The organism is Bordetella sp. 2513F2, assembly GCF_054642735.1.
On sequence record NZ_CM137755.1, the window covers coordinates 532,037 to 558,079 of the forward strand.

A 26,043-nucleotide genomic window follows, 5' to 3' on the forward strand; every position below is an offset into this window, starting at 1 on the left:
CCGCGCGGCTCAGATGATGCCGCGGATGCCGGCGATGCCGTGCGCGCCGTGGCGGCGGGCCTCGATGCGCGTGTCCGCCGACTGGCCGCCCAGCGCATATACCGGCAGCCCGGCATCGCGCAGCGCCGCTTCGAAGCCGGGCCATCCCAGGCCGGGCTGGCCTGGATGCGATGGCGTGGGCAGCACCGGGCCCAGCACCGCGAAATCTGCTTCCAGTTGGCGTGCGCGGGCGATCTCGGCGGCGTCGTGGGCCGACACGCCCACCAGCGCGCCGGGGCCGAGATCGGGGCGGCCGGGCTGCGCCGCGGCGTCGGCCGCGCGCAGGTGCACGCCGCCGGCTTCGCGCCACCAGGCTTGCGGATGGACGCTGTTCACCAGCAGGCGCGCGCCCGCGGCGCGGCAACGTTCAAGCACGGCGTGCATGGCCTCGTGCAGCGAGGCGGCGTCCGGCCCGCCGGGCCATTGCGGCTCGCGCAGCTGCACCAGCTTCAGGCCGCGCGCCAGCGCCGCATCCAGCCGCTGCAGGAAGGCGGCCAGGCCCGCAGGCGAGCCGATCGCGCCGATGCCGTAGGTGTCGGGCAGCTGCAGCCAGCGCAGCGGCGGCAGGGTGGCCGGCAGCAGGTCGCCGACCGCGGCGGCTTCGGCGGGATCCACCCATTGCAGCCGCTGGTTCTCCAGGCCCCGGGGCTCGCCTTCCCAGGCGGTGACCTGGCAGAAAGCCAGGCGCACGGTGGTGTGCGGGTAGACGTGCACGTAGGTCACCCAGGGCCAGGCTTCGGTGATCCGGATGCCGAGTTCCTCGTCCAGCTCGCGCGCCAGCGCCTGCAGCACGGTCTCGCCGGGCTCCAGCTTGCCGCCGGGCAGCTCCCACCAGCCCGACCAGGGCTTGCCCTCGGGCCGCTGGCCCAGCAACAGCTTGCCGTCGGCACGCAGGATCAGGCCGGCGGCCACGTCGAGGATCTTCTCAGGCATGGCGCGCGGCCCAGTCCCGGGCGAATTGATAGGCCACGCGGCCCGAGCGCGAGCCGCGCTCCAGCGCCCACTGCAGGGCCTCCGTGCGCGAGGCCTCGATCTGCCCGGCCGGGCAGCCCAGTTCGCCCAGCCAGTGGCGCACGATGTCCAGGTAGTCGTCCTGGCGGAACGGATGGAACGACAGCCACAGCCCGAAGCGCTCGGACAGGGATATCTTTTCTTCCACGGTTTCGCCGGGGTGGATCTCGCCGTCGGGCTGGTGCCGCGCCTGGAGGTTCTCGCTCATGTATTCGGGCATGAGGTGCCGGCGGTTCGAGGTGGCGTAGATCAGCACGTTGTCGCCCGAGGCGGACACCGAGCCGTCCAGCACCGACTTGAGCGCCTTGTAGCCGGCCTCGCCTTCCTCGAACGACAGGTCGTCGCAGAACACGATGTAGCGTTCCGGCCGCGGGGCCACCAGCTCCACGATGTCGGCCAGGTCGGCGAGGTCGGACTTGTCGACCTCGATGAGGCGCAGGCCCTGGCCGCCATAGGCAGCCAGCATGGCCTTGACCAGCGAACTCTTGCCGGTGCCGCGGGCGCCGGTCATGAGGACGTTGTTGGCGGGCTTGCCGGCCAGGAACTGGCGGGTGTTGCGGTCGATGATGTCTTTCTGGCGCTCGATGTGCTGCAGGTCGGCAAGCTCGATGCGCGCCACGTGGCGCACGGCGTCGAGCCAGCCGCGCGACCCGCGGCGGCGCCAGCGGTATGCGTGGGCGCTCCAGTCTGTCTCGGGCGGGGCCGGCGGCAGCCAGGCCTCGAGCTGGGCCAGCACGCGCTCGGCGCGCTCCAGCAGGCGCGCCAGGTCGGTTTCGGGCAGGGGCATGGACGGTATCAGGAGCGGTAGTCGGCGTTGATGCTGACGTAGTCGTGGGAGAAGTCGCAGGTGTAGACCGTTTCGGCGGCGTGGCCGCGGCCCAGGGCGATGCGCACCAGGATCTCGGCCTCGCGCATCACGCGCTGGCCGTCCTCTTCCTGGTAGGCGGGATTGCGTCCGCCGTCCACGGCCACCAGCACGTCGCCCAGCCACAGGCGGATGTTGCCCACGTCGAGGTCGTCTATGCCGGCATAGCCGATGGCGGCCAGGATGCGGCCCAGGTTGGGGTCGGACGCATAGAACGCGGTCTTGACCAGGGGCGAATGCGCCACCGCGTACGCCACCTTGAGCGCCTCCTCGGCGTCGCCCGCTTCCTCCACGCGGATGGTCATGAACTTGGTGGCGCCTTCGGCATCGCGCACGATCTTCTGGGCGAGGTCCAGGGCGGCGCGGGCGAGCGCTTCGGCCACTTCGGCATAGCCGGGATCGGATTCGCTGTCGATCTGCAGGCCCGACTTCCCGGTGGCGACCAGGATGAACGAGTCGTTCGTCGAGGTATCGCCGTCGACGGTGATGCGGTTGAAGCTCTGGTCGGCGATGCGGCCCGCCAGCTTGCGCAGCAGCGGCTGGGCGATGCCGGCGTCGGTGGCCAGGAAGCTCAGCATGGTTGCCATGTTGGGGCGGATCATGCCGGCGCCCTTGCTGATGCCGGTGAGGGTGATGGTCTTGCCGCCGGCCGTGATGCGCTGCGAGTGCACCTTGGGCAGCGTGTCGGTGGTCATGATGCCGTGGGCGGCGTTGAACCACTGGTCGGCCGCGAGGGCCGACACGGCGCCTGGCAGGCCCGCCTCGATGCGGTCTATGGGCAGCGGCTCGAGGATCACGCCGGTGGAGAACGGCAGCACCTGCTGCGCCGGCACGCCCAGCAGCCTGCCGAGGATCCCGCAGGTTTCCCGGGCCCGCTCGAGCCCTTCGGCGCCGGTGCCGGCGTTGGCGTTGCCGGTGTTGATCACCAGGGCCCGGATCGGCCCGCCGCTCGCCAGGTGCTCCTCGCATACCTGCACGGGCGCCGCGCGGAAGCGGTTGCGGGTGAACACGCCCGCCACGCTGCTGCCTTCGGCCAGGCGGAACACGGTGAGGTCGCGCCGGTTGGCCTTGCGGATGCCGGCCTCGGTGACGCCGATCTCGACGCCGGGAACGGGGAATATGTCGGATTCTTGGGGGATCTGCAGGTTAACGGCCATCGGTTCGTCTCGGGAGGCAGGAAGCAGGGCGCCGCACGGCGGCGGATGCCAGGGCCCGTCGGGCTCTGAGCCGCCTATTATCCCACTGCCGCGGCTCAGGGCGCGATGCGCAGGTCGGCCACGTCGAACACGCCTGCCGCGCGATTGGCGAGCACGGCGCGCACCGTGCCGTCGGGCGCCTGCAGCACCGACGAGCCGGGTCCCACGTCGGTGCCGCCCTCGCGGCGGGCCGAGCGGCCGCGCGCGGGGCTGAACAGCAGGTCGCCGGCGCGTGCGCCGGGCACGCCGTCGGCGCTTGCGGCGCGCGTGCCCGTGGGGTAGCTCAGCGGACCCAGGGCCAGGTCTTCGGCGAGCAGGCCTTCGAAGGTGTGCACCTGCCGTGCGTCATCGAGCAGCACGTCCGCCCTGAGCAGGGGCAGCCCGGCGATGCGCACGGGCTCGCTGCCTTCCGTGCGCAGCCGCCAGCCGGCGGCATCGCGCCGCGCCAGCCAGGTGCCCCGGGGCAGGACCTCGCCCGCCAGCAGATTGCCGGCGGCCAGGTGGCAGCCCTCGAAGCGCGCAGCGCCTTGCTGCAGCCGCAGTTCGACGCGATGGCCGCGAGCGCACTGCCAGCCGTCCACGGCCTGCTCGCCGGCCAGGACCAGCGACCAGGCCTCCGGCCCGTCGCCGGTGCGCGGGTGGCGCCACACTTCGCGGACCTGCAGCCCGGCCACCTCGACGGAGTGCGGGAAGGCGGCGTGCAGGAAGGTGGCCGGCTCGCCGGGCGTGGCCAGGCGCAGCACGGTGCCCGCCGGCATGGCGATGCCAGCCAGTTCCAGGGGCGCCTCGAGCCGGGCGCGGCGCGCTTCGGCTTCCCGGGCCTCGCGCTGGGCGGCGAGCCAGGGGCCGATGTGCTGGCCGGGAAAGACGGCGCCGAGGGCGGCCAGCAGCGCCATCAGGGCCGGGCCCAGGCGCGGATGCGCGCGCAGCCACTGGCGCGCGTCGCGGTTGACGGCGAGACGCGCCAGCCAGGTGAGCAGCGTGCTCAGGCAGGCCAGGGAGATCAGCAGGGCGGCCTGCGAGCCGCCCGCCAGTGCAAGCGGGGGAATCATGCGCGGATTATGCGCTCATCCGCCGCCTTCAACGCGGCTGGCTGCGCCGCGACACGACCTGCAGCTTCAGTTCGCCCAGCGCCTTGAACAGGGCGTTGCGGCTGGACTCGGGCAGGTCGTCGAACATGCTCTTGACCCAGCCTTCATGGGCGCGCGCCATGCGGGCGAACGTGCGGCGGCCCAGCGGCGTGAGCTTGATCAGCGAGCTGCGCCGGTCGGTCTCGACCTTGGTGCGCATCACCAGCCCTTCTTTCTCGAGCTGGTCGGTGATGCCCGTGATGTTGCCGTTGGTCACCATCATGTGGCGCGACAGCTCGCCCATCTTCATGCCCTTGGGAGCGCGCTGCAGCTGGGCCATCAGGTCGAAGCGCGGCAGCGTGGTGTCGAATTCCGTGCGCAGCCGGCCACGGATCTCGGATTCGATGAGATTGCAGCAGGTCAGCATGCGCAGCCACAGGCGCAGCGCATGGTGGTCTTCGGGCGCGGCGCGCGATTCCAGGTCGGGAGAGTCGATCATGGGGGCAGGGTAGGGGTGGGGATCCGGAGGCCGCCTCAGGCTGCACCCGGCGTGTGGCGAGCCTTGCGGCCGCGCTCGGCATGAGGCTTGAGGAAAGGTCCGGCGTCGGGTACTGTCGCGCGTGCGTGGCGTTGCAGTGCGTGGCGTTGCACAGGGCGCACGCCGTAGTCGTGTCTGCGGCAAAGGGCGGTCATGGCGATAGTTTATTGGGAAAAACCCTAGACTTGTTATGCCGGATACTTTAAACCTAAACTATGGCGCACGCCACCGGTTCCTGCACGGGGCAAGCGCCGCGCGGCACAGGGATCCCGCGCCGGGCACGGAAGCATTCGAATCAAACGCAGCATAAAAAACCGCAAGCGCACCGAGCAAGGAGCCGACCCCATGCGTTTTCTTTCCACTCTACTGGCCGTCGCGGCGCTCGCACCCGCGCTGGCCCAGGCCGAACCCGTCAAGGTGGGCATCGCCAACGACATCTCCGGGCCGTTCTCGGCGCTGGGCGCCGAGGCGCGCGATGGCTTCAATCTCGCCATCAAGCAGCTCGGCGGCAAGCTCGGCGGCCAGCCGGCGGAGTTTCTCCAGACCGACATGGGCGGCAATCCCGACCAGGCGCGCCAGCTGGTCATGCGCTACATCCAGCGCGAGAAGATCGACTTCTTCACCGGCCCCATCGGCTCCAATGTGGCACTGGCCGTGGGGCCGGCCCTGTTCGCAGCCAAGGTGCCGTACCTGTCCAACAATCCCGGCCCCAGCCAGTATGCCGGCACGCAATGCAACCGCTACTGGTTCGGCGTGTCGTACCAGAACGATGCGTTCCACGAGGCCGCCGGCAAGGTGGCCGCCGACCGGGGATACAAGAAGGTATTCATCCTGGCGCCCGACTATCCCGCCGGCAAGGATGCCCTCACGGGCTTCAAGCGCGGCTACAAGGCCGAGGTCGACCAGGAGCTCTACACCAAGCTGGGCCAGATCGACTACGCCGCCGAGCTGGCGCAGATCCGCGCCGCCAAGCCCGACGCCGTGTATTTCTTCCTGCCGGGCGGCATGGGCATCAATTTCATCAAGCAGTTCGTCGCGGCGGGCCTGTCGCAGAGCATCGCCATGGTCGGCCCGGGCTTCTCTGCCGACGAAGACGTCATCCAGGCCGTGGGCGAGCCCATGCTGGGCATGTACAACGCCGCACAATGGGCGCACGATCTCGACGTGCCGCAGAACAGGCAGTTCGTCGAGGCGTTCCGCAAGGAATACGGCGGCCGCTACCCCTCCGTCTACGCGGCCCAGGCCTATGACGTCATCATGGCCATCGACGCCGCGGTCAAGCAGGCGGGCGGCAAGGTGTCCGACCGCGAGGCCGTCGTGCAGGCCCTGGAGAAGGCCGACTTCCCCTCGGTGCGCGGCAAGTTTTCCTACGGCAGGAACCATTATCCGGTCCAGGCCTACTACGCCCGCGTGATCGACAAGGACGCAGACGGCCGCATCACCAACAAGCTGGTGGGCCAGGTGTTCGAGCGGCACCAGGACGTCTACGTGGAGCAGTGCAAGCTGTAATGCCGTGGCGGCGGGCGCGCGCTGCGCCCGCCGCTGCGAACGACACGACCCCGGGCATGCAGGCCCGGGGCACAGGGGGATCGTGCCGATGAGCCATACGCTGATCATCGAGCAGTTGCTGAATGGCCTGCAGTTCGGGCTGATGCTGTTTCTCATCGCGGCGGGGCTGACGCTGGTGTTCGGCATCATGGACATCATGAACCTGGCCCACGGGTCGCTCTACATGGCCGGGGCCTACGTGGCCGCCGAAACCATGCAGCGCACCGGCTCGTTCACGGCCGCGGTGCTGGTGGCCGCCCTGGCCACCGGCGTGGTGGCCGTGGTGCTCGAGCTCACGCTGATCCGGCGCCTGGCCGTGCGCGACCACCTCGCCCAGGTGCTGGGCACCTATGCCGTGATCCTGATCGCCAACGACCTCGTCAAGATGATCTGGGGCCCGGCTCCCATGATGCTCGGCATGCCGGCGGCACTGTCCGGGCCGGTCAGGCTGATGCCCGACCTGCTCTACCCGGCCTATCGCCTCATGATCATCGCCGCCGGGCTGGCCGCGGCCGTAGGGCTGTACGCGTTCGTCACCCGCACGCGCGCCGGCGTGCTGGTCCGGGCGGGCGCCTCGAACCGCCAGATGGCCACGCTGATGGGCGTGCGCGTGCCGCTGCTGTTCCTGGGCGTGTTCGTGCTGGGCGCGGTGCTGGCGGCGGTGGCAGGCGCGCTGCTGGGCCCCGTCACGGCCGTGCAGATCGGCATGGGCGAGGAGATCCTCATCCTGGTGCTGGTGTGCATCGTCATCGGCGGCATAGGCTCGATCCGCGGCGCCTTCGTGGGCGCGCTGCTGGTCGGCATGGTCGACACCGCCGGCCGGGCCTTCCTGCCCATGCTGCTGCGCAGCTTCTTTCCTCCGGCCGTCGCCTCCAGCGTCGGGCCCACGCTCGCCGCCATTGCCATCTACGTACTGATGGCCGGCATCCTGGTATTCCGCCCCTCGGGCCTGTTTCCCGCACGCGGCTAGCGCCGCCAGACTGCCTCCCATGACCCGACGTTCCCTGTTCTGGACCGCGCTGCTGTTGCTCGCCCTGGCGGCATTCCCGCTGGTGGCGCCGCTGTTCGGCTTCGATTTCTATGTCTCTTTCGTGCGCCGCATCCTGATCTATGCCATCGCGGCCACGGCGCTCAACCTCGTGCTGGGCTACGGCGGCATGGTGGCCCTGGGCCATGCCGCCTATTTCGGTGCGGGCGCGTACGCGGTCGGCATCCTGGCCGCCGAAGGCCTGGACGCGGCGCTGCTGGCCTGGCCCGTGGCCATGGGGCTGGCGGCCGTGCTGGCCCTGGTCACGGGCGCGATCTCGCTGCGCACGCGCGGCGTGTACTTCATCATGATCACCCTGGCCTTCGCGCAGATGATCTACTACGTCTTCATCTCGCTGCGCCAGTACGGCGGCGAGGACGGCCTCAACCTCGCCGGCTACTCCACCGTGCCGGGCCTCGATCTCGCCGACGACCGCAGCTTCTACTATCTGGTGCTGGCCCTGTTCGTCCTGGTCATGTGGCTGTTCAACCGGCTGGTGGATTCGCGCTTCGGCATGGCGCTGCAGGGCGTGCGCGAGAACGAGTCGCGCATGGAGGCGCTGGGCTATCCGGTATACCGGCTCAAGCTCGTCGCCTTCACCCTGAGCGGCGCGGTGGCGGGGCTCGCCGGCGCGCTGCTGGCCAACCACAACCTGTTCATCTCGCCCAGCCTGATGCACTGGACCCAATCCGCCAACCTGCTCATCATGGTGCTGGTGGGGGGCATCGGCCTGCGCTACGGCGGCGTGGCGGGGGCGGTGGTGATGCTGGTGCTCGAGGAGGCGCTGCGCATCTGGACCGAATACTGGCACCTGCCGCTGGGCATCCTGCTGCTGTGCGTGGTGCTGGGCGCGCCGCGGGGCCTGGCGGGGCTGCTGGGGCCGTTCTTTGCCGGCCGCGGCCCCGCCGCAAGGACGCAACCATGACTGCCTCCCCATCTTCCGTTCCGGCCCTGCAGGCCGAAGGCCTGGTACGGCGCTTCGGCGCGCTGCTCGCCACCGACCATGTTTCGCTCAGCCTCGCGCCCGGCGAGATCCACGCCCTGATCGGGCCCAACGGGGCCGGCAAGTCCACGCTGATCCACCTGCTTTCCGGCACCCTGCCTGCCGACGCCGGCACGCTGCGGCTGGGCGGCGCCGACATCACGCGCCTGAACGCGCACCGGCGCGTGGCCGCGGGGCTGTCGCGCTCCTACCAGATCACCAACATCTTCAAGTCGTTCAGCGTGCAGGAGAACCTGCTGCTGGCAGTGCAGGCCCACGCGGGCAGCAGCTTCCGCTTCTGGCGTCCGCGCGACGCCGAACAGGCCCTCCACGAGGCGGCGCAGGCCCTGGCGCGCCAGTGCGCCATCGATGCGCAACTGCTGTCGCGGCCGGCCGGCACGCTGCCCCACGGCGAGCAGCGCAAGCTGGAATTCGCGCTGGCCCTGGCTGCCCGGCCCAGCGTGCTGCTGCTCGACGAGCCCATGGCCGGGATGGGGCCCGACGAGACCCTGCGCCTGGCCGACCTCATCGAAACCCTGCGGGGCCAGGCGGCCATGCTGCTGGTGGAGCACGACATGCAGGCGGTATTCCGGCTGGCCGACCGCATTTCCGTGCTGGTGTACGGCCGGGTCATCGCCACCGGCACGCCGGATGAGATCCGGGCCAACCCCGAGGTGCGCCAGGCCTACCTGGGCGACGAAGCCGCGCTGGAGGAGGCATGATGCTGGAACTCAGCAAGATCGAGAGCGGCTACGGACCCAGCCAGGTCCTGTTCGGCGTGGACCTGTCGATAGGCGCCGGCCAGGTCGTCACGCTGCTGGGCCGCAACGGCATGGGCAAGACCACGCTGCTGCGCACCCTGTTCGGCCAGCTGCCGCTGCGGGCCGGCCACATGCGCTTCGGGGGGCAGGACATCGGCGGATGGCGGCCCGACCGCATCGCGCGCGCCGGCCTGGCCATCGTGCCAGAGGGCAGGCAGTGCTTTCCCAATCTCACGGTGCGCGAGCACCTGACCGCCTTCGCGGCGGCACGCAATCCCGAGATCGGCGAGCCCTGGACGCCCGAGCGCGTGTTCGCCCTGTTTCCGCGCCTGGCCGAGCGGGCCCGCAACCTGGGCAACCAGCTCTCCGGCGGCGAGCAGCAGATGCTGGCCATCGGCAGGGCGCTCGTCACCAATCCGCGCCTGCTCATCCTGGACGAGGCCACGGAGGGGCTGGCACCGCGCATCCGCGAGGAGATCTGGACCTGCCTGGCGCGGCTGCGCGAGGCGGGCCAGACCATCCTGGTCATCGACAAATACGTGGAGCGCCTGCTGGCCCTGGCCGACCGCCACGTCATCCTCGAGCGCGGCAAGGTCGTCTGGACGGGCGACTCCGCGGCGCTGGACGCCGACCGCGGGCTGTGGGAGCGTTACCTGGGGGTGTGAGCCGGCGGCGTGCGCCCCGCCGCTCAGGCGTCGGGCAGGCCCATCTGCGCGAACACGGCGCGGGTCAGCGGGCTGTCCGCCTTGCCCAGTTCCAGCACGATGTCGAAATGGTTCAGGCCGGGCACGCGCACGTGGCGGCCCGGATGGCCCAGCGCCTGCCAGCGCCGCAGGAACTCGTCGCTCTGGCGCTTGAATTCGTCGGTCTCGTTGTCGCCGTAGCTGACCACCACGGGGCAGCCCGTGGCCGGCAGCTGGCGGTCGGGGCTGTTGCGCACGGCGTCTTCCGGCGTCATGCGCATCCATGCGTTGATGTGCGTGTGCACCAGCGGAGTGAGGTCGTAGAGCCCCGACAACAGCAGCGCGCCCTTCACCACGTCTTCGGGCAGGCCCGCCGCCTGCTTCCAGCCGCCGGCCAGCAGCATCCCGGCGAGATGCCCGCCGGCCGAGCTGCCGCCGATGTGGATGCGGGAGGGATCGCCGCCGTAGCGGGCGATGTTGCGATACACCCAGGCCAGGGCCCGCCGGTTCTGCTCGACGATGCGGTCCAGGGTGGCCGCCGGCGCCAGCGAATAGTTCACCGCCACGCACACCGCGCCGGCCCGCGTGAAGGCCGGCGCCATGCTGCTGGACTCGTTCTTGGACAGCATGCGCCAGTAGCCGCCGTGGATGTAGAGAAACACCGGCACAGGGCCTGTCGCCACGCGCGCATCGGCGGGAAAGATGTCCAGCGTCTCGTCCGGATGATCGCCGTAGGCCACGTCCAGCTCGCAGGGCAGGGTTTCCCGGGCGATGCGGCTTTCCTCGGCATAGCGCTGCATCAGCGGCTGGATGTCCGGCACGGTGGCGCGGGCGTTGTACTGGATGTCCAGGGCGGCCTGGTCGTATTGTCGGTAGAGAAAGCTCATGGGGACACCTGTGGGGTGGGGCTCAGGCGGCGGATGGAGGCTCATGCCTGCGTGCGGGTGGAGGTCCTGCTCACAGCCTGGACTGACGTGATGATAGGGGGCGGCAGCCGGCTTTGCCACCAGCGCCATCCTCGTCTGCATCGGCGCGTGCGTGCATTGCTGGCCTGGGCCAGCGGCGTGCATGGCCGGCGGGCGGATCAGGGAAACCCCGGGATGGCCGCAGCAGGCCTGCCGGAACGTTGCGGCTGCTGCTTGCAGGGCCCCCGATTCGCGTATATATTTCAAGCCTAAACTATTAAGGGTTGAAAATCCGCGACGCCTGCCTGCCGGCACACCGGCCGGCGCCGCACAGCACGGAGTGGCTTGCGCAATGAAGATCGTCTGCCTGGGGGGCGGCCCCGCCGGCCTGTATTTCGGCCTGCTGATGAAGCTGCAGAACCCCGATCACGAAGTCACCGTCGTGGAGCGCAACCGCCCGTACGATACGTTCGGCTGGGGCGTGGTGTTCTCCGACGCCACCATGGAAAACCTGCGCCAGGCCGATCCGGTGTCGGCCCGCACCATCGGCGACGCCTTCAACCACTGGGACGACATCGAAGTCCACTTCAAGGGCCGCAGCATCCGCACCAGCGGGCACGGCTTCATCGGCATCGGCCGCAAGCACCTGCTCAACATCCTGCAGGCGCGCTGCGAAGAGGTGGGCGTGAAGCTGGTTTTCGAGACCTTCGTGCAGGACGACCAGGAAATCGCCCGCCAGTACGGCGCCGACCTGGTCATCGCCTCCGACGGCATCAACAGCCTGGCCCGCACGCGCTATGCGGATACCTTCAAGCCCGATATCGACCAGCGTCGCTGCCGCTTCGTGTGGATGGGCACCACCAAGGTATTCGACGCCTTCACCTTCGCCTTCGTGGAAACCGAGCATGGCTGGTTCCAGGCGCACGCCTATCGCTTCGAGAACGGGCTGTCCACCTTCATCGTGGAAACGCCCGAGGAAACCTGGAAGGCGGCCGGCATCGAAGAGATGAGCCAGGAGGAAGGCATCGCCTATTGCGAGCGCCTGTTCGCCCCGTGGCTGGACGGCCACAAGCTCATGAGCAATGCCCGGCACCTGCGCGGCTCGGCCATCTGGATCCGCTTCCCGCGGGTGATCTGCAATACCTGGGTGCACTGGAACACCCTGGAAACGGGCCACGGCCCGCGGCGCGTGCCGGTGGTGCTGATGGGCGACGCGGCCCATACGGCGCATTTCTCCATCGGCTCGGGCACCAAGCTGGCGCTGGAAGACGCCATCGAGCTGGCCCGCTGCATGGCGGGCCACGAGACGCTGGAGGCCGCGCTGCAGCACTACGAAGACGTGCGCAGCGTGGAGGTGCTCAAGATCCAGAACGCCGCCCGCAACTCCACCGAATGGTTCGAGAATGTCAGCCGCTATGCCGGCCTGCCGCCGGAGCAGTTCGTCTACTCGCTGCTCACGCGTTCGCAGCGCATCTCGCACGAGAACCTGCGCCTGCGCGATGCGGCCTGGCTGGAAGGCTACGAGCGCTTCATCGCCGGGCAGGCAGGCGTGCCGGTGCCGCCGGGCACGCGTCCGCCCCTGCCCATGCTCACGCCGTTCCGGCTGCGCGAGGTCACGCTGCCCAACCGCATCGTGGTCTCGCCCATGGCCATGTACTCCTGCCAGGACGGCGTGCCGGGCGATTTCCACCTGGTGCACCTGGGCGCGCGCGCCATGGGCGGCGCCGGCCTGGTCATGGTCGAGATGACCTGCCCCTCGCCCGACGCGCGCATCACGCCCGGGTGCCCCGGGTTGTGGAACGACGCACAGGCCGAGGCTTTCCGGCGCATCGTCGATTTCGTGCACGGGCATACCCCGGCGCGCATCGGCATCCAGCTGGGGCATGCCGGGCGCAAGGGCTCCACGCAGCTCGGCTGGCAGCAGATGGACCACCCGTTGCCCGAAGGCAACTGGCCGCTGCTCTCGGCTTCGGCGCTGCCCTACCTGCCGGGAATCTCCCAGACGCCCGGCGCCATGACGCGCGCCGATATGGATCGCGTGCGCGACGATTTCGTCGCGGCAGCGCGGCGCGCGGCGCATGCCGGCTTCGACTGGCTGGAGCTGCATTGTGCCCACGGCTACCTGCTGTCGAGCTTCATCTCCCCGCTCACCAACCAGCGCGAGGACGAGTACGGCGGCAGCCTGGAGAACCGCCTGCGCTATCCGCTGGAGGTGTTCGAAGCGGTGCGCGCGGCATGGCCCGCGCACCTGCCCATGTCGGTGCGGATCTCGGCGCACGACTGGGTGGAGGGCGGCATCACGGCCGACGATGCCGTGGCCATCGCCCGGCTGTTCAAGGCGGCCGGCGCCGACATGATCGACTGCTCGTCCGGCCAGGTCAGCCCCGACCAGAAACCCGTATACGGCCGCATGTACCAGACGCCCTTCGCCGACCGCGTGCGCAACGAGGCCGGCATTCCCACCATCGCGGTGGGCGCCATCTTCGAGGCCGACCATGCCAACGGCATCATCGCCTCCGGGCGGGCCGATCTGTGCGCGCTGGCCCGCCCGCACCTGGCCGATGCCTCCTGGACGCTGCGCGAGGCGGCACGCGTGGGCTACCGCGGCACGCAGTGGCCGCGCCAGTACGCGGCCGGCAAGCGCCAGCTCGAGACCAACTTCGAACGCGCCGCCGCCATGGCGCAACTGGACGTCAAATGAATCCCTCCCCGCTTCCCCTGGCAGGCCGCCACGCCGTCGTCACCGGCGGGGCGCGCGGCATCGGCCTGGCCTGCGCCCGTGCGCTGCTTGCGCGCGGTGCCGACGTCACCCTGATGGGGCGCGATGCGCAGGCCCTGCGCACCGCCGCCGACGGGCTCGGGGCCGCGGGGCGGGTGGCGGTGGCCGCTGCGGACGTGGCCGACGCGCAGGCCGTGGCGCAGGCCTTCGCGCAGGCCGCTGCCGCGCTCGGCCCGGTGCACGTCCTGGTCAACAACGCAGGGCAGGCGGTCAGCCAGCGCTTCGACCGCACCGATGCGGCGCTGTGGCGCGCCATGCTCGACGTGAATCTCACGGGCACCTTCCACTGCATGCAGGCGGCGCTGCCGGGCATGCTGGAGCAGGGCTGGGGCCGCATCGTCAATGTGGCCAGCACGGCAGGCCTGATCGGCTATGCCTATGTCAGCGCCTACAGCGCCGCCAAGCACGGCGTGATCGGGCTGACCCGTTCGGTGGCCCTGGAAACGGCGCGCAAGGGCGTCACGGTGAATGCGGTGTGCCCGGGCTACACCGAAACCGACATCGTGCGCGATGCCGTGGCCAACATCATGCACAAGACGGGGCTGGGCGAGGCCGAGGCGCGCGCCAGGCTGGCGGAGCGCAATCCCCAGGGCAGGCTGGTCGACCCCGTCGACGTGGCCGAGACGGTGGCCTGGCTGGCGCTGCCCTCGTCCGCGTCGGTGAACGGCCAGGCCATCGCCGTGGACGGCGGCGAAGTCATGACGGGCTAGGAGCCCGCCACCTGCAACGGCGGCGAACTTCCGCGCAGACACATACGGAGACATCATGAGCACCACACCCGAATCGCACTCGATGAAGCACCACAAGCGTCCGTATGCGGACTACCAGGCGCGCACGTTCCGCTGGGATGTGTCGGACGACGGCAAGGTCGCCACCATCACCCTCGACCGCCCCGAACGCAAGAACCCGCTCACGTTCGACTCCTACGCCGAACTGCGCGACCTCTTCCGCGGCCTGGTCTACGCCACCGACGTCAAGGTGGTGGTGGTTACCGGGGCGGGCGGCAACTTCTGCTCCGGCGGCGACGTGCACGAAATCATCGGCCCGCTCACCCGGATGAGCATGCCGGAGCTGCTCGATTTCACGCGCATGACGGGCGACCTGGTCAAGGCCATGCGCGCCTGCCCGCAGCCCATCGTGGCGGCGGTCGACGGCGTGTGCGCCGGGGCGGGCGCCATGGTGGCACTGGCGTCCGACCTGCGCCTGGGCACGCCGGCGGCCCGCACGGCTTTCCTGTTCACCCGCGTGGGCCTGGCGGGCGCCGACATGGGCGCCTGCACGCTGCTGCCGCGCACGATAGGCCAGGGCCGCGCCGCGGAACTGCTGTATACGGGGCGCGCCATGAGCGCCGAGGAGGGCCTGCAGTGGGGATTCTTCAACGCCCTGCACGCGTCCGACGAGCTGGCGCAGGCCGCGCAGCGCCTGGCAGGGCAGATCGCCGCCGGCCCCACCTTCGCGCACGGGGTCACCAAGAAGCTGCTGCACCAGGAATGGAACATGGGGCTGGACGAGGCGATAGAGGCCGAGGCCGAGGCCCAGGCCATCTGCATGCAGACGCGCGATTTCCATCGCGCTTACCACGCTTTCGTGGCCAAGCAGAAGCCGGTGTTCGAGGGAGACTGAACCATGCGCGATGCGTCCTGGCTGGACTGGCCGTTCTTCGACGATGCCCACCGCGCGCTGGCGCGCGAACTGGACGACTGGTGCGGCCCGGCGCTGGCCCACGTCGACCATCATGATGCGGATGCCGCCTGCAGGCAGCTGGTGCGGGCCCTGGGCGAGGCCGGCTGGCTGCGCTATGCCGTGCCGGCCGGCCCCGGCGGAGCCTGGGGCGGCAAGCTGCCCGCGGTGGACTCTCGCGCCGTCTGCATCCTGCGCGAGACCCTCGCCCGGCACGAGGGCCTGGCCGATTTCGCCTTCGCCATGCAGGGCCTGGGCAGCGGGGCGATCTCGCTGATGGGATCCGACGCGCTGCGCCTGCGCTACCTGCCCCGCGTGGCTTCCGGTTCCGCCATCGCGGCGTTCGCGCTGTCGGAGCCCGAGGCGGGCTCCGACGTGGCGGCCATGGCCTGCGAGGCGCGCCGGGAGGGAGACCATTACGTGCTGGATGGCGAGAAGACCTGGATATCGAACGCCGGCATCGCCGATTTCTATTGCGTGTTCGCGCGCACGGGCGAAGCGCCGGGGGCGCGCGGCATCAGCGCCTTCGTGGTCGAGGCCGGCACGCCGGGATTGAGCGTGGCCGAGCGCTTCGACCTGATCGCGCCGCACCCCCTGGGCCGGCTGCGCTTCGAGAACTGCCGCATCCCCGCGGACCAGCGCCTGGGCGAGGCCGGGCAGGGCTTCAAGCTGGCCATGATGACCCTGGACATCTTCCGCGCCTCGGTGGCGGCCGCCGCGCTGGGCTTTGCCCGCCGGGCGCTGGACGAGGGCCTGGAGCGCGCCCGCAGCCGGCGCATGTTCGGCCAGACGCTGGCCGACCTGCAGCTCACCCAGGCGGCGCTGGGCGACATGGACACCGCCATCGACGCCTCCGCCCTGCTCACGTACCGGGCCGCGTGGATGCGCGACGTACAGGGCGTGCGCACCACGCGCGAGGCGGCCATGGCCAAGATGACGGCCACCGAGTCGGCGCAGTCGGTGATCGACCGCGCCCTGCAGATGTTCGGCGGGGCCGGCGTGGTCGCCGGCCAGCCGGTGGAGAAGCTGTACCGCGAGATCCGTGCGCTGCGCATCTACGAGGGCGCCACGGAGGTCCAGAAACTCATCATCGCCCGGGAACTGCTCAAGACCTGAGCCGGCCCGGCGCAGCCCTGAAGGGGACGACACCATGGAACCATCCGCCCACGTGGACACCTACGCCCGCGACAACCTGCCGCCGCCCGACACCTGGCCCGAGTTCCTGCTGGACGGCCCGGACACCGCCTATCCGGCCCGGGTCAACTGCGCCGTGGAGCTGGTCGACGCCATGGTGGAGCGCGGCCATGGCCAGCGCATCGCCCTGCGCTGGCGCGGCCCGGACGGCCGGCCGTGCGCCATGCGCTACGACGAGCTGCGTGCGCTCACCAACCGCATCGCCCGCGTGCTGACCGAAGACATGGGCCTGGTGCCGGGCAATCGCGTGCTGCTGCGCGGGCCCAACAATCCCATGATGGCGGCCAGCTGGCTGGCGGCCATCAAGGCGGGGCTGGTCACGGTGCCCACCATGCCGCTGCTGCGCGCCAAGGAGCTGCATCAGGTCATCGAGAAGGCCCGCGTGCGCGCGGTGCTGTGCGACGTCCGCCTCAAGGACGAGGCGCTGCGTTGCGCCGAGCCGGGCCACGAATACCACTGCCCCGGCCTCGAGCAGGTGATGCTGTTCAACCACGATGCGCCGGACGCGCTCGACGCGCTCGCCGCGGCCAAGCCCGATACCTATGCCGCCTGCGACACGGCCGTCGACGACGTCTGCCTGATCGCCTTCACCAGCGGCACCACCGGCGCGCCCAAGGGCTGCATGCACTTCCACCGCGACGTGCTGGCCATGTGCGACCTGTTCCCGCGCCACGTCATCCGGCCCGGTCCGGACGACGTGTTCTGCGGCACGCCGCCCCTGGCGTTCACCTTCGGGCTGGGCGGGCTGCTGTGCTTCCCCCTTCGCGTGGGCGCCAGCGCCGTGCTGGCCGAGAAGCTCACGCCCGAGTCGCTGCTGCAGCTGATCCAGGATTTCCGCGCCACCATCGTGTTCACCGCGCCCACCTTCTACCGCCAGATGGCGGGGCTGGCTGACCGCTACGACATCTCGTCGCTGGCCAAGAGCGTGTCGGCCGGCGAGGCACTGCCCGATGCCACGCGCCAGCTCTGGAAGCGGGCCACCGGCATCGAGATGATCGACGGCATCGGCGGCACCGAGATGATCCACGTGTTCGTCTCGAGCCCGCCCGAGGAAGTGCGTCCGGGCGCCATCGGCAAGGTGGTGCCCGGCTACGTCGCCCAGGTGGTCGACGACGCGATGCAGCCCGTGCCCAACGGCACCCCGGGCCGCCTGGCCATCAAGGGCCCCACGGGCTGCCGCTACCTGGCCGACGAACGCCAGCGCAAGTTCGTGCAGCAGGGCTGGAACCTGCCCGGCGACACCTTCGTCCGCGACGACGACGGCTACTTCTTCTATCAGGCCCGCAACGACGACATGATCATTTCGGCCGGCTACAACATCGCCGGGCCGGAGGTCGAGGATGCGCTGCTGCGCCACGAGGCCGTGGCCGAGTGCGGCGTGGTCGGCGTGCCCGACGAGGAGCGCGGGCAGCTGGTCAAGGCCTACGTGGTGCTCAAGCCCGGCCACGCGGGTACGCCCGAGCTCGCCGCCGCCCTGCAGGAATTCGTCAAGCAGGGCATTGCGCCCTACAAGTATCCGCGCCTCATCGAGTTCGTGGCCTCGCTGCCGCGCACCGAGACCGGCAAATTGCAGCGCTTCGCGCTGCGCCAGATGAGCATGGGGAAGGCCTGAGCATGGCGGCGCCGTTCATCAGCGAGGTGGAAGTCCGGTTCCGCCACTGCGATCCCGCAGGCATCGTGTTCTACCCGCGCTACTTCGAGATGATCAACGATTTCGTCGAGGAGTGGTTCGACAAGGGCATGGGCCTGCCCTTCCACGCGCTGCACGTCGAGCGCCACATCGGCACGCCGCTGGCCTCCGTGCAGTGCGATTTCAGCGCGCCGAGCCGCTGGCACGAGCGCCTGCGGCAACGGCTGGTCGTCGAGCGCATCGGCGGCGCGTCGTTTCGCGCCGGTGTGCGGTTCGAAGGCCCGGACGGCCAGCCGCGGCTGGCCGCGGCGCTGACCATCGTCACCGTGGACCTGCGCAGCATGAGCGCCATCCCGCTGCCGCAGGACCTGCGCGCGCGCATGGCCGAATTCGTGGCGCCCGACACGCCGGGCGCCGACCTCCGCTGAGACGGCATCCAATCCCATCCATCACAGGAACAGAACCATGCAGATTCTCCAACCGCCCGACTGGCTCCCCCCGCGCGGCTACTCCAACGGCATGCTGGCCGAGATCACCGCGGGGTCGCGCCTGATCTTCGTGGGCGGGCAGGTGGGCTGGACCGGCCAGCAGCAGTTCGAGACCGACGATTTCGCCGGACAGGTGCGCCAGACGCTGGCCAATATTGTCGCCGTGCTGGCCGAAGGCGGCGCCGGCCCGCAGCACATCGTGCGCATGACCTGGTATGTGCGGGACAAGCGCGAATACGTGGCCGCCTATCCCGAGATCGGCAAGCACTACCGGGAAATCATCGGGCGTCATTTCCCCGCCATGACGGCGGTGGAGGTGTCCAACCTGGTCGAGGAGCGTGCGCGGGTGGAGATCGAGGTGACGGCGGTGGTGCCTGGGGAGTGAGGGGGGGCAGGATCGCATCCTAGGGCGTGTCGTCTCGGTCCGGGGGCGGGGTGCCGGACGCGGATCGGCCACGCCGGCCGGCTCGGGCGCTGGACGCGCCCTCGGCCTGTGCCATGCGCCCGGCGCGGGCCGTGGGAGCAAACTCGGCCTGCGGCCTCGGACAGCCCCCACGGACTGCCCCCGCCCCGTGCGCACGGCCCGGCAGCCGGCGAACGGGCCGGTCCGCGTCCGCCACCCCGCCCCGGACTTGCGGGAGCCCGATGGGCGCGGCTGGAAGCGACGAGCGGAAGGGTTGCGTTGCGCGTCATGCCATGGGCTGCGTCATGTCATGCGCGGGGTGGCGGGCGCGGATTGGCCACGCCGGCCGGCTCGGGCGCTGGACGCGCCTTCGGCCTGTGCCCTGCGCCCGGCGCGGGCCGTGGGGGCAAACTCGGCCTGCGGCCTCGGACAGCCCCCACGGACTGCCCCCGCGCCGGGCGTATGGCCCAGGCAGCCGGCGAACTGGCCGATCCGCGCCCGCCACCCCGCCCCGGACTTGCGGCAGCCCGATGGGCGCGGCTGGATGTGGCATGCGGCAAGCGCTGCAGCGACGCGACATGAATGCGTGCACCGGTCTACGCCGTTATCACTGCGGCACGTCGGCGAGCCTGTCGGTGGGGTTTCCCCCCCACTTCCCGGCTCGTCACGTTTCGGGGCGGGATGGCTGGCGTGGGCGGGGCAGTTCGTCGGCTGCCGGGCTGTTCCGCGTGGGGCGGGGGCAGTCCGTGGGGCCTGTCTGAGGCCGCAGGCCGAGTTTGGCCCCACGGCCCGCCCTGCGCGGAGCAGCCCAGGCCGAGGGCGCGTTGAGCGCCCGAGCCGGCCGGCGTGCCCGGCCCACGCCAGCCATCCCGCCCAGAACCTGCCGACCGCAACATTCCCGGATAAACCTGCGCAGAAACGGATAGAGCGCGCGCCCCGCCAAGCCTATCTTAGATGTCGCGACGTACCGATGGCAGACGGACTCTGCCTGTCTTGCACGGAAGCGACACGATGAAGACCAGAATGGGGATCCTGCGCGCGGCCATCGCCGCGCTCTGCATGGGAGCGGCCGGCGCGGCGGGCGCGGCCGATGGCATCAAGGTGGGGTTGCTCACCACCCTGTCGGGGCCGGGGGCGGCGCTGGGCAATGAAATCCGCGACGGCTTCAACCTCGCCGTGGCCAACGCGGGCGGCAAGCTCGGCGGCCTGCCTGCAGAAGTGATCGTGGCCGACGACCAGCAGAAGGCCGACGCCGGCCGGCAGGCCGTGGAGCGCCTGCTGCGCCGCGACCGGGTGGACATCATGACGGGCATGGTGTTCTCCAATGTGCTGCTGCCGGTGATGCCGGCCATCCTGAAGTCGGACACCATCTACCTCAGCACCAATACCGGCCCCGAGAACTTCGCCGGCAAGGGCTGTCATCCCAACTTCTTCGCCGTCGCCTGGCAGAACGAGGACATCCCGGCGGCCATGGGCAAGTACGCCGCCGACCAGGGCTACAAGCGCGTGGCGCTGATCGCACCGGATTATCCCGGCGGGCGCGAGTCGCTCAACGGTTTCAAGCGTCTCTACAAGGGCGGCGTGGCTGAGGAGATCTACACCCAGCTCGGCCAGCTCGACTACGCCGTGGAGATTTCCCAGCTGCGCGCCAGCAAGCCCGATGCGGTGTTCTTCTTCCTGCCCGGCGGCATGGGCGTCAATTTCATCAAGCAGTTCAACGGCGCCGGCCTGTCTGAGCAGATCGCGCTGCTGGCGCCGGGCTTCTCGGCCGACGAAGACACCATAGGCGCGGTGGGCGATGCCATCGCGGGCCTGTTCAACGCATCGCAGTGGGCGGCCGACCTCGACAACGCAGCCAACCGGCGCTTCGTGGCCGACTTCCAGCAGCGCTATGGGCGCGTGCCCACGATGTACGCGGCACAGGGCTACGACGCCGCGCTGATGCTGGACGCAGCCGTCCGGCGCACGGGCGGCAATCTCGACACCGAGGCGCTGCGCGAGGCCCTGCGGGCCGCCGATTTCGAATCGGTGCGCGGGCATTTCGCCTTCAATGCCAACCAGTATCCGATCCAGGACTACTACCTGCGTGTCGTGGAGAAGGGCGCAGACGGCAAGCTGCACAACCGCCTGGCGGGCAAGCTGCTGGACCAGTACAAGGACCCCTTCGCCGCCGACTGCAGGATGTAGGCGGGGCCGGTCGCCCCGCATCGAGCGTACGCCGGCCCGGGCCGGCATTATGGAGTTCTAGCCATGCCTTACACCGAGGAAGAGCTCGCCGCCATGGTGCGCGGCGACAGCGTGCACAAGCGCCTCTATACCGACCCCGAGATCTTCGCGCTGGAGATGGAGCGCATCTACGGCCGCGCCTGGATCTACGTGGGCCACGAAAGCCAGGTGCCCGCCACCGGCGACTACATCACCGCCAGGCTGGGAGACCAGGACGTGGCCATGCTGCGCGCCGCCGACGGCCGCGTGCACGTGCTGTACAACCGCTGTCCGCACAAGGGCGCCAAGGTGCTGGCCGAAGGCAGCGGCTGTGCCGGCAGGTTCCTGCGCTGCCCCTACCACGCCTGGACCTTCAAGCTCGACGGCAGCCACCTGGGCGTGCCGCTCAAGCAGGGCCTGGAAGGCACGGCCTACGATCCGCGCAGCCCCGAGTTCGCCATGCGCCGCGTGGCCCGGGTCGAGAGCTATCGCGGCTTCGTGTTCGCCAGCCAGGCGGCCGACGGCCCCGGCCTGCAGGCGTTCCTGGGCGGCGTGCGCTCTTCCATCGACAACCTGTGCGACCGTTCCCCGGTGGGCGAGGTCGAGGTGGCAGGCGGCATCTTCCGCGTGGTGCAACGGTCGAACTGGAAGGTGTTCTACGAGAATCTGCACGACACCATGCATGCGCGCGTCACGCACGAGTCCTCCTTTGCCGCGGCGCGCGACGAGGCGCAGGAGATCGGCGAGATGCCGTTCGAGCTGCACATCATGGACGGCAACGGCGAGCCCTACGACTTCTGGGAAAAGCTCGAGCTGCGCGCCTATCCCAATGGCCACGGCTACATGGAAGGCATCTTCAATCCCGGGGCGGCGGAGCGCGACCCGGTGTCGCGCGCACATTTCCAGGTGCTGACCGAGGCCTACGGCGAAGAACGCGCGCGCGCCATCCTGGGCATGAACCGCCACAACACCGTGATCTACGGCAGCGGCTCGCCCCACACCGTGTTCCAGCAGTTCCGGGTGATCCGTCCGGTCGCCGTGGACCGCACGCTGATCGAGATACAGACGTTCCGCCTGAAAGGGGCGCCCGACAGCGTGTTCCGGCGCGCCATGCTCTACACCAACATCATCAACTCGCCCTCGTCCAACGTGATGCCCGACGACATCGAGCTCTACAACCGCTGCCAGGAGGGCAATGCCACCCGCGGCGGCGACTGGGTCAGCATGCATCGCTACCACGGCACCGACCGCGCGGACGCCGAAGGCATGGTGTCGATCAATGGCACCAGCGAGCTGCCCATGCGCAACCAGTTCGATGCGTGGAAGCAGTACATGACCTCAGGCGGCGCCGCTGCCCAGCGCATCGAGGAGGAACAGGCATGCTGCTAGAACTGGATTTCGACGTTTCCACCGACAAGCTCCAGCCTGCCGACGTGCCGGCCGAAACCTGGCACGGCGTGGCGCAGTTCCTCTATCGCGAGGCGCGCCTGCTCGACGAGCGCCGCCATGCCGAGTGGCTGGCGCTCTGGACCGACGACGGCATGTACTGGATGCCGCATCATCCCGGCCAGTCCAGCCCGTACGACCACGTCTCGCTGTTCTGGGAAGACCGCATGCTGCGCGAGGTGCGCATCCGGCGCCTGGAGCATCCCCGCAACTGGTCGCAGCAGCCGCCCACGCGCAGCGCGCGCCTGGTGGGCGGCGTCAGCATCGAAGGCCTGGACCGCGCCGGCAACCTGGTGGTGCACTCGGCCTTCCAGCTCACCGAGTGGCGCAAGGGGCGCGCGCGCCAGCTTGCCGGACGCTACACCCACAAGCTCGCCGCTGAGGGCGCGGGCTGGCGCATCCGCATGAAGCGCGTGGACCTCGTCAACAGCGAGGATGCGCACGAAGCGCTGGAGAGCTACGTATGACCTGCGCGGCGGTGCTGGCGCTGCACTACCAGAACGACGTCCTGCATCCGCAGGGCCGCATCCGGCTGGGCGTGGCGGACGACGACGCGCTGCGCGCCCGGCTGTTCGCGGGTGCCGCGGCCCTGCTGGGCGGCGCGCGCGAACGCGGCCTGCCGCTCGTCCACGTGCGCATCGCCTTCCGCGAGGACGGCGCCGACCTGCTGGCCAATTGCCGCATCTTCCAGGGCGTGGCAGCGTCCGGCGCGGTGCGGGAAGGGCAGTGGGGCAGCGAATTCCACGAAGCCCTGGCGCCGTTGCCGCACGAGCTGGTGGTCACGCATCGGCGCATCAGCGCCTTCCATGGCACGCCGCTGGACGAATTGCTGCGCGCCCGCGGCGTGGGCCGCCTGGTGGTGGCCGGCGTGGCGACGCATTCGGTGGTGGAGGGTACGGTGCGCCATGCCAGCGACATCGGCTACGAGGTCATGGTGGCCGAAGAGGCCTGTGCGGCCGCAGACGCCGCGGTGCACGCCGCCGCGCTGGCCAGCATGCGCCTCGTCGCCGAGGTCGGCACCGTGGCCGATGCCCTGCAATGGGCCGTCGGCCCGTGAACCGCAGCCGCGGCGTAGCCGCACATACCGCGCACCCGATCCACGGAGCATCATCATGACAGCCATCCACCGGCCGCTGGCCGGCAAGACCGCCATCGTCACCGGCAGCACGCAGGGCCTGGGGGCCGACATCGCCCGCGGCCTGCACGCCGCCGGGGCCCGCGTCACCCTCGTAGGCCGCAACGCGCAGGCGGGCGCGGCCCTGGCGCAGGAGCTGGGCGAGGGCGCCTGCTACTGCGAGACCGACATCGGCGACGACGCCCAGGTGCAGGCCTGCATAGCGCAGACGCTGGCCGTCCATGGCGGCCTGCACATCCTGGTGAACAACGCCTGCCAGTATGCCGACCAGGGACTGGCGTCCACGCGGGCGCAATGGCATGCCACGCTGGATACCAATCTGGTCTCGGCCGCCATCTTCACCCAGCTCGCGGTGCCGCACATGCCGCGCGGCGGCGTGGTGGTGAACATGGGCAGCGTAGGCGGCAAGTTCGGCGCGGCGGGCCGGGCGCTGTATCCGGCGTCCAAGGCGGCCTTGCTGCAGATCACCAAGAATTTCGCGGTGGAGCTGGCGCCGCGCGGCATACGGGTGCTGGCCGTGTCGCCCGCCTGGACCTGGTCGCCGTCGGTGGAATCGCTGGCGGGCACGCGCGAACGCGCCGATGCGGTGGGCGCCCATTTCCATCCGCTGGGCAGGGTGGGCGGCGGCGAGGAGATCGCAGCGGCAGTGTGCTTCGCCTGCTCGGATGCGGCGTCATGGATGACGGGCGTGGACCTGCCCGTGGACGGCGGCTACTCGATACTGGGCCCCGACCGGGGCGAGTCGCCGCGCGTGTGGTTCGAGCGCCTGGCGGGAGGCCGGGACGCTGGCTAGCTAGCGGATGACGATCTGGTCGCCCGCCAGCGTGGCCTTGCCGCCGACCTGGCCTTCCAGGAACTCCTGCATCCGGCCGCCCAGGTAAAGCGTGACGCCGCCATGGAAGCGGCGGCTGGCCGTGATGGTGGCCGTCTGCAGCGGCAGCAGTTCGCGCGCCAGCTGTGCTTCGCGGGCCTGCAGCTGGGCCATGTCGAGCCGCGCCTGCTCCAGCGTGTTGCGGCAGCGCTCGCCCAGCCCGCCGACGTCCTTCTGCGGATTGCTGGCGAGGAACAGCACCAGCTTCTCCAGTTTGTCCTGCTGTTCCGCCAGTTCGGCGCGTTCGCGCCGCAGTGCCGCGTGCTTTTCGTCGGCATAGGGGTCCAGCCCCACGCGCACCACCGTGGGCATGGCCGAGAGCGAGCCCAGCGTGCCGGCCTGCACCGATTTCAGGGCGTGTACCGAGCCCCCCGTGATCGCGCCCGATTGCGAGCCGGGCGGCCCCACGCGCACGCTGTCGCCGGCGATGATCTCGCTCTGGCGGATCTCGCGCTCCACTGCCACATCCCGGGCCGCACGCACTTCGGCATTGCTGATGAACCGCGCCTTGACGCTGCCGCCGCAGCTGATCCTGGCGGTGCGGGCATGGCCCGCCGCGTCGCGCATATTGTCGGCCATGCCGATGATGCCGCCGTTGACCGTGATGTTGCCGTCGGCATGGACCCGGGCCGCTTCTATCGTGCCGCTGACGGCCACGTCTCCCGTGACCCGCACCTCCATGCCCATGGTGATGTCGCCCCTGACCTTCAGCGAGCCGTCGAACACCACGTTGCCGGACGTCAGGTCGACGGCGTCGACTTCGAGCAGCGAGCTCACGTGCACGCCCTGGGCCAGGACCACCGGCACGCCGGCGATGGCGGCCCGCAGCAGGCAGGGATCGTCCGGATCGGGCTCCACGCCGGTGAGGTCCCTGGCAAAAGGCGTGTCGGGCTGCGGCGGGGGCGCCACGGGCTCGCCCAGCACGTTCTCGCCCGCCACCCCCGGCGTGGCCGGGATGCGCCGCATCAGCGGATGGCCCGGCGCCACCAGGGTGAGATTGCCCAGGTTGCGGTAGTCGACGAGGGCGTGATCGTCGTGGTCGGCCGGCGCGGGAGGGTCGTCGAGCAGGTTTTCGAAGCGGGTCGGCGTGCCGGGCATCGGCGTGCGGCCCTCGGCCACCACGACTGCCTCGCAGTGGCCCCGCGCCAGGGCCTGGCGCAGGATGTCCTCGCGCAGCCCCGCGACCACGCCGGCTTCCTGCAAGGCGGCGCGGACCTGCGCTTCGGTGGCCGGCGCCCCGCCCCGGGGCGGCACGATGGACAGCAGCGCGCTCATGCGGTCGGCGGCCAGTTCGACCTCCACGCTGCCGTCGGTGGTCTGGCCGACCGGCAGGCATACCTCTGCGGTGCCGGTGCGGCACGCTTCCAGGAAGGCGGCGACGAGCGTCCCGTCCAGCACGTCCTCCGGCCAGCCCTGGGCCAGCACGGCGAGCCGCAGCGCGTCGGGGGTCGGCGCGGCAGGATGGTCCCCGGCCTCGTGGACGGCCAGCAGGGCACGGCTCGATACATCCACGGCGAGCCGCAGCGGATAGTCGGAAGACATGAGGGAAGTCCCACCCAGGAGCAACGTCCGGCCAGGAAGGAACCG

The 26,043-nt window shown here is 70.4% G+C and carries 24 protein-coding genes; 17 read left to right on the forward strand and 7 right to left on the reverse strand.

What is annotated here, in order from left to right; all coding sequences use genetic code 11:
* Nucleotides 1-9: 9 nt before the first annotated feature.
* The 5 genes from ACYBYQ_RS02495 to ACYBYQ_RS02515 form a co-directional block, all read right to left on the reverse strand.
* A complete protein-coding gene (locus tag ACYBYQ_RS02495; RefSeq protein ID WP_459616819.1) occupies nt 10-972 on the reverse strand; it encodes a Nudix family hydrolase in 963 nt (320 codons plus the stop codon).
* Nucleotides 965-1,837: an ATP-binding protein gene (locus ACYBYQ_RS02500; RefSeq protein WP_459616820.1), complete on the reverse strand. Its 873-nt coding sequence runs from the start codon at nt 1,835-1,837 to the stop codon at nt 965-967. Before ACYBYQ_RS02500 ends, ACYBYQ_RS02495 begins: the two co-directional genes overlap by 8 nt.
* A gap of 8 nt (nt 1,838-1,845) precedes the next feature.
* Nucleotides 1,846-3,072, reverse strand: coding sequence for a bifunctional glutamate N-acetyltransferase/amino-acid acetyltransferase ArgJ (gene argJ, locus ACYBYQ_RS02505; protein WP_459616821.1), 1,227 nt, complete (start codon nt 3,070-3,072; stop codon nt 1,846-1,848).
* A 95-nt stretch (nt 3,073-3,167) separates the two neighbouring features.
* A complete protein-coding gene (locus ACYBYQ_RS02510; protein ID WP_459616822.1) occupies nt 3,168-4,163 on the reverse strand; it encodes a hypothetical protein in 996 nt (331 codons plus the stop codon).
* 28 nt (nt 4,164-4,191) lie between these two features.
* A complete protein-coding gene (locus ACYBYQ_RS02515; RefSeq protein WP_459616823.1) occupies nt 4,192-4,680 on the reverse strand; it encodes a MarR family winged helix-turn-helix transcriptional regulator in 489 nt (162 codons plus the stop codon).
* 384 nt (nt 4,681-5,064) lie between these two features.
* Here ACYBYQ_RS02515 and ACYBYQ_RS02520 point away from each other — a divergent pair, with 384 nt between their 5' ends.
* From ACYBYQ_RS02520 to ACYBYQ_RS02540, 5 genes are all read left to right on the forward strand, one after another.
* Entirely contained in the window at nt 5,065-6,228 is a 1,164-nt protein-coding gene (locus ACYBYQ_RS02520) for an ABC transporter substrate-binding protein (RefSeq protein ID WP_459616824.1), read from the forward strand.
* An 88-nt stretch (nt 6,229-6,316) separates the two neighbouring features.
* Complete coding sequence (locus tag ACYBYQ_RS02525) at nt 6,317-7,237, forward strand: branched-chain amino acid ABC transporter permease (protein ID WP_459616825.1); 921 nt, start codon at nt 6,317-6,319, stop codon at nt 7,235-7,237.
* A gap of 19 nt (nt 7,238-7,256) precedes the next feature.
* The gene (locus ACYBYQ_RS02530; protein WP_459616826.1) at nt 7,257-8,219 is read left to right on the forward strand and encodes a branched-chain amino acid ABC transporter permease; all 963 of its coding nucleotides are present in this window, start codon (nt 7,257-7,259) and stop codon (nt 8,217-8,219) included.
* Nucleotides 8,216-8,998: an ABC transporter ATP-binding protein gene (locus ACYBYQ_RS02535; RefSeq protein WP_459616827.1), complete on the forward strand. Its 783-nt coding sequence runs from the start codon at nt 8,216-8,218 to the stop codon at nt 8,996-8,998. The genes ACYBYQ_RS02530 and ACYBYQ_RS02535 overlap by 4 nt, the downstream gene beginning before the upstream one ends.
* Entirely contained in the window at nt 8,998-9,702 is a 705-nt protein-coding gene (locus ACYBYQ_RS02540) for an ABC transporter ATP-binding protein (RefSeq protein WP_459618687.1), read from the forward strand. The genes ACYBYQ_RS02535 and ACYBYQ_RS02540 overlap by 1 nt, the downstream gene beginning before the upstream one ends.
* Before the next feature lie 23 nt (nt 9,703-9,725).
* On the opposite strand, the gene ACYBYQ_RS02545 is transcribed toward ACYBYQ_RS02540, so the two are convergent.
* Complete coding sequence (locus tag ACYBYQ_RS02545; protein ID WP_459616828.1) at nt 9,726-10,607, reverse strand: alpha/beta hydrolase; 882 nt, start codon at nt 10,605-10,607, stop codon at nt 9,726-9,728.
* A gap of 370 nt (nt 10,608-10,977) precedes the next feature.
* Between ACYBYQ_RS02545 and ACYBYQ_RS02550 the strand changes: the two genes are divergently transcribed.
* The 12 genes from ACYBYQ_RS02550 to ACYBYQ_RS02605 all read left to right on the forward strand — a co-directional run bounded on the left by ACYBYQ_RS02550 (nt 10,978) and on the right by ACYBYQ_RS02605 (nt 24,378).
* Entirely contained in the window at nt 10,978-13,326 is a 2,349-nt protein-coding gene (locus ACYBYQ_RS02550; protein WP_459616829.1) for a bifunctional salicylyl-CoA 5-hydroxylase/oxidoreductase, read from the forward strand.
* The gene (locus ACYBYQ_RS02555; protein WP_459616830.1) at nt 13,323-14,114 is read left to right on the forward strand and encodes an SDR family NAD(P)-dependent oxidoreductase; all 792 of its coding nucleotides are present in this window, start codon (nt 13,323-13,325) and stop codon (nt 14,112-14,114) included. Before ACYBYQ_RS02550 ends, ACYBYQ_RS02555 begins: the two co-directional genes overlap by 4 nt.
* A gap of 55 nt (nt 14,115-14,169) precedes the next feature.
* Nucleotides 14,170-15,027, forward strand: a complete 858-nt coding sequence (locus ACYBYQ_RS02560) for an enoyl-CoA hydratase family protein (RefSeq protein ID WP_459616831.1) — start codon at nt 14,170-14,172, stop codon at nt 15,025-15,027.
* A 3-nt stretch (nt 15,028-15,030) separates the two neighbouring features.
* A complete protein-coding gene (locus tag ACYBYQ_RS02565) occupies nt 15,031-16,200 on the forward strand; it encodes an acyl-CoA dehydrogenase family protein (RefSeq protein WP_459616832.1) in 1,170 nt (389 codons plus the stop codon).
* A 34-nt stretch (nt 16,201-16,234) separates the two neighbouring features.
* Nucleotides 16,235-17,890 carry an AMP-binding protein gene (locus ACYBYQ_RS02570; RefSeq protein ID WP_459616833.1) on the forward strand — a complete coding sequence of 552 codons (1,656 nt, stop codon included), beginning with the start codon at nt 16,235-16,237 and terminating at the stop codon, nt 17,888-17,890.
* Nucleotides 17,891-17,892: 2 nt separating this feature from the next.
* A complete protein-coding gene (locus tag ACYBYQ_RS02575; RefSeq protein WP_459616834.1) occupies nt 17,893-18,336 on the forward strand; it encodes an acyl-CoA thioesterase in 444 nt (147 codons plus the stop codon).
* Nucleotides 18,337-18,373: 37 nt separating this feature from the next.
* Nucleotides 18,374-18,781, forward strand: coding sequence for a RidA family protein (locus tag ACYBYQ_RS02580; RefSeq protein WP_459616835.1), 408 nt, complete (start codon nt 18,374-18,376; stop codon nt 18,779-18,781).
* A gap of 1,029 nt (nt 18,782-19,810) precedes the next feature.
* Nucleotides 19,811-20,986 (forward strand): ABC transporter substrate-binding protein, encoded by a 1,176-nt coding sequence (locus ACYBYQ_RS02585; RefSeq protein WP_459616836.1) that lies wholly within the window; start codon nt 19,811-19,813, stop codon nt 20,984-20,986.
* Nucleotides 20,987-21,049: 63 nt separating this feature from the next.
* Entirely contained in the window at nt 21,050-22,393 is a 1,344-nt protein-coding gene (locus ACYBYQ_RS02590; RefSeq protein WP_459616837.1) for an aromatic ring-hydroxylating dioxygenase subunit alpha, read from the forward strand.
* Nucleotides 22,384-22,917 (forward strand): aromatic-ring-hydroxylating dioxygenase subunit beta, encoded by a 534-nt coding sequence (locus ACYBYQ_RS02595; RefSeq protein ID WP_459616838.1) that lies wholly within the window; start codon nt 22,384-22,386, stop codon nt 22,915-22,917. The genes ACYBYQ_RS02590 and ACYBYQ_RS02595 overlap by 10 nt, the downstream gene beginning before the upstream one ends.
* The gene (locus ACYBYQ_RS02600; protein ID WP_459616839.1) at nt 22,914-23,507 is read left to right on the forward strand and encodes a cysteine hydrolase family protein; all 594 of its coding nucleotides are present in this window, start codon (nt 22,914-22,916) and stop codon (nt 23,505-23,507) included. Before ACYBYQ_RS02595 ends, ACYBYQ_RS02600 begins: the two co-directional genes overlap by 4 nt.
* A 55-nt stretch (nt 23,508-23,562) precedes the next feature.
* On the forward strand, nt 23,563-24,378 hold the full coding sequence (locus ACYBYQ_RS02605; protein ID WP_459616840.1) for an SDR family oxidoreductase: 816 nt from the start codon (nt 23,563-23,565) through the stop codon (nt 24,376-24,378).
* Here the strand turns inward: ACYBYQ_RS02605 and ACYBYQ_RS02610 are convergent, their stop codons facing one another.
* Complete coding sequence (locus tag ACYBYQ_RS02610; protein ID WP_459616841.1) at nt 24,379-25,998, reverse strand: flagellar assembly protein A; 1,620 nt, start codon at nt 25,996-25,998, stop codon at nt 24,379-24,381.
* Nucleotides 25,999-26,043: the final 45 nt, after the last annotated feature.

Coding starts and splice junctions, on each gene's coding strand:
- ACYBYQ_RS02495 (WP_459616819.1), bottom strand. CDS start 972: ATGCCTGAGAAGATCCTCGACGTGGCCGCCGGCCTGATCCTGCGTGCC.
- ACYBYQ_RS02500 (WP_459616820.1), bottom strand. CDS start 1,837: ATGCCCCTGCCCGAAACCGACCTGGCGCGCCTGCTGGAGCGCGCCGAG.
- argJ (WP_459616821.1), bottom strand. CDS start 3,072: ATGGCCGTTAACCTGCAGATCCCCCAAGAATCCGACATATTCCCCGTT.
- ACYBYQ_RS02510 (WP_459616822.1), bottom strand. CDS start 4,163: ATGATTCCCCCGCTTGCACTGGCGGGCGGCTCGCAGGCCGCCCTGCTG.
- ACYBYQ_RS02515 (WP_459616823.1), bottom strand. CDS start 4,680: ATGATCGACTCTCCCGACCTGGAATCGCGCGCCGCGCCCGAAGACCAC.
- ACYBYQ_RS02520 (WP_459616824.1), top strand. CDS start 5,065: ATGCGTTTTCTTTCCACTCTACTGGCCGTCGCGGCGCTCGCACCCGCG.
- ACYBYQ_RS02525 (WP_459616825.1), top strand. CDS start 6,317: ATGAGCCATACGCTGATCATCGAGCAGTTGCTGAATGGCCTGCAGTTC.
- ACYBYQ_RS02530 (WP_459616826.1), top strand. CDS start 7,257: ATGACCCGACGTTCCCTGTTCTGGACCGCGCTGCTGTTGCTCGCCCTG.
- ACYBYQ_RS02535 (WP_459616827.1), top strand. CDS start 8,216: ATGACTGCCTCCCCATCTTCCGTTCCGGCCCTGCAGGCCGAAGGCCTG.
- ACYBYQ_RS02540 (WP_459618687.1), top strand. CDS start 8,998: ATGCTGGAACTCAGCAAGATCGAGAGCGGCTACGGACCCAGCCAGGTC.
- ACYBYQ_RS02545 (WP_459616828.1), bottom strand. CDS start 10,607: ATGAGCTTTCTCTACCGACAATACGACCAGGCCGCCCTGGACATCCAG.
- ACYBYQ_RS02550 (WP_459616829.1), top strand. CDS start 10,978: ATGAAGATCGTCTGCCTGGGGGGCGGCCCCGCCGGCCTGTATTTCGGC.
- ACYBYQ_RS02555 (WP_459616830.1), top strand. CDS start 13,323: ATGAATCCCTCCCCGCTTCCCCTGGCAGGCCGCCACGCCGTCGTCACC.
- ACYBYQ_RS02560 (WP_459616831.1), top strand. CDS start 14,170: ATGAGCACCACACCCGAATCGCACTCGATGAAGCACCACAAGCGTCCG.
- ACYBYQ_RS02565 (WP_459616832.1), top strand. CDS start 15,031: ATGCGCGATGCGTCCTGGCTGGACTGGCCGTTCTTCGACGATGCCCAC.
- ACYBYQ_RS02570 (WP_459616833.1), top strand. CDS start 16,235: ATGGAACCATCCGCCCACGTGGACACCTACGCCCGCGACAACCTGCCG.
- ACYBYQ_RS02575 (WP_459616834.1), top strand. CDS start 17,893: ATGGCGGCGCCGTTCATCAGCGAGGTGGAAGTCCGGTTCCGCCACTGC.
- ACYBYQ_RS02580 (WP_459616835.1), top strand. CDS start 18,374: ATGCAGATTCTCCAACCGCCCGACTGGCTCCCCCCGCGCGGCTACTCC.
- ACYBYQ_RS02585 (WP_459616836.1), top strand. CDS start 19,811: ATGAAGACCAGAATGGGGATCCTGCGCGCGGCCATCGCCGCGCTCTGC.
- ACYBYQ_RS02590 (WP_459616837.1), top strand. CDS start 21,050: ATGCCTTACACCGAGGAAGAGCTCGCCGCCATGGTGCGCGGCGACAGC.
- ACYBYQ_RS02595 (WP_459616838.1), top strand. CDS start 22,384: ATGCTGCTAGAACTGGATTTCGACGTTTCCACCGACAAGCTCCAGCCT.
- ACYBYQ_RS02600 (WP_459616839.1), top strand. CDS start 22,914: ATGACCTGCGCGGCGGTGCTGGCGCTGCACTACCAGAACGACGTCCTG.
- ACYBYQ_RS02605 (WP_459616840.1), top strand. CDS start 23,563: ATGACAGCCATCCACCGGCCGCTGGCCGGCAAGACCGCCATCGTCACC.
- ACYBYQ_RS02610 (WP_459616841.1), bottom strand. CDS start 25,998: ATGTCTTCCGACTATCCGCTGCGGCTCGCCGTGGATGTATCGAGCCGT.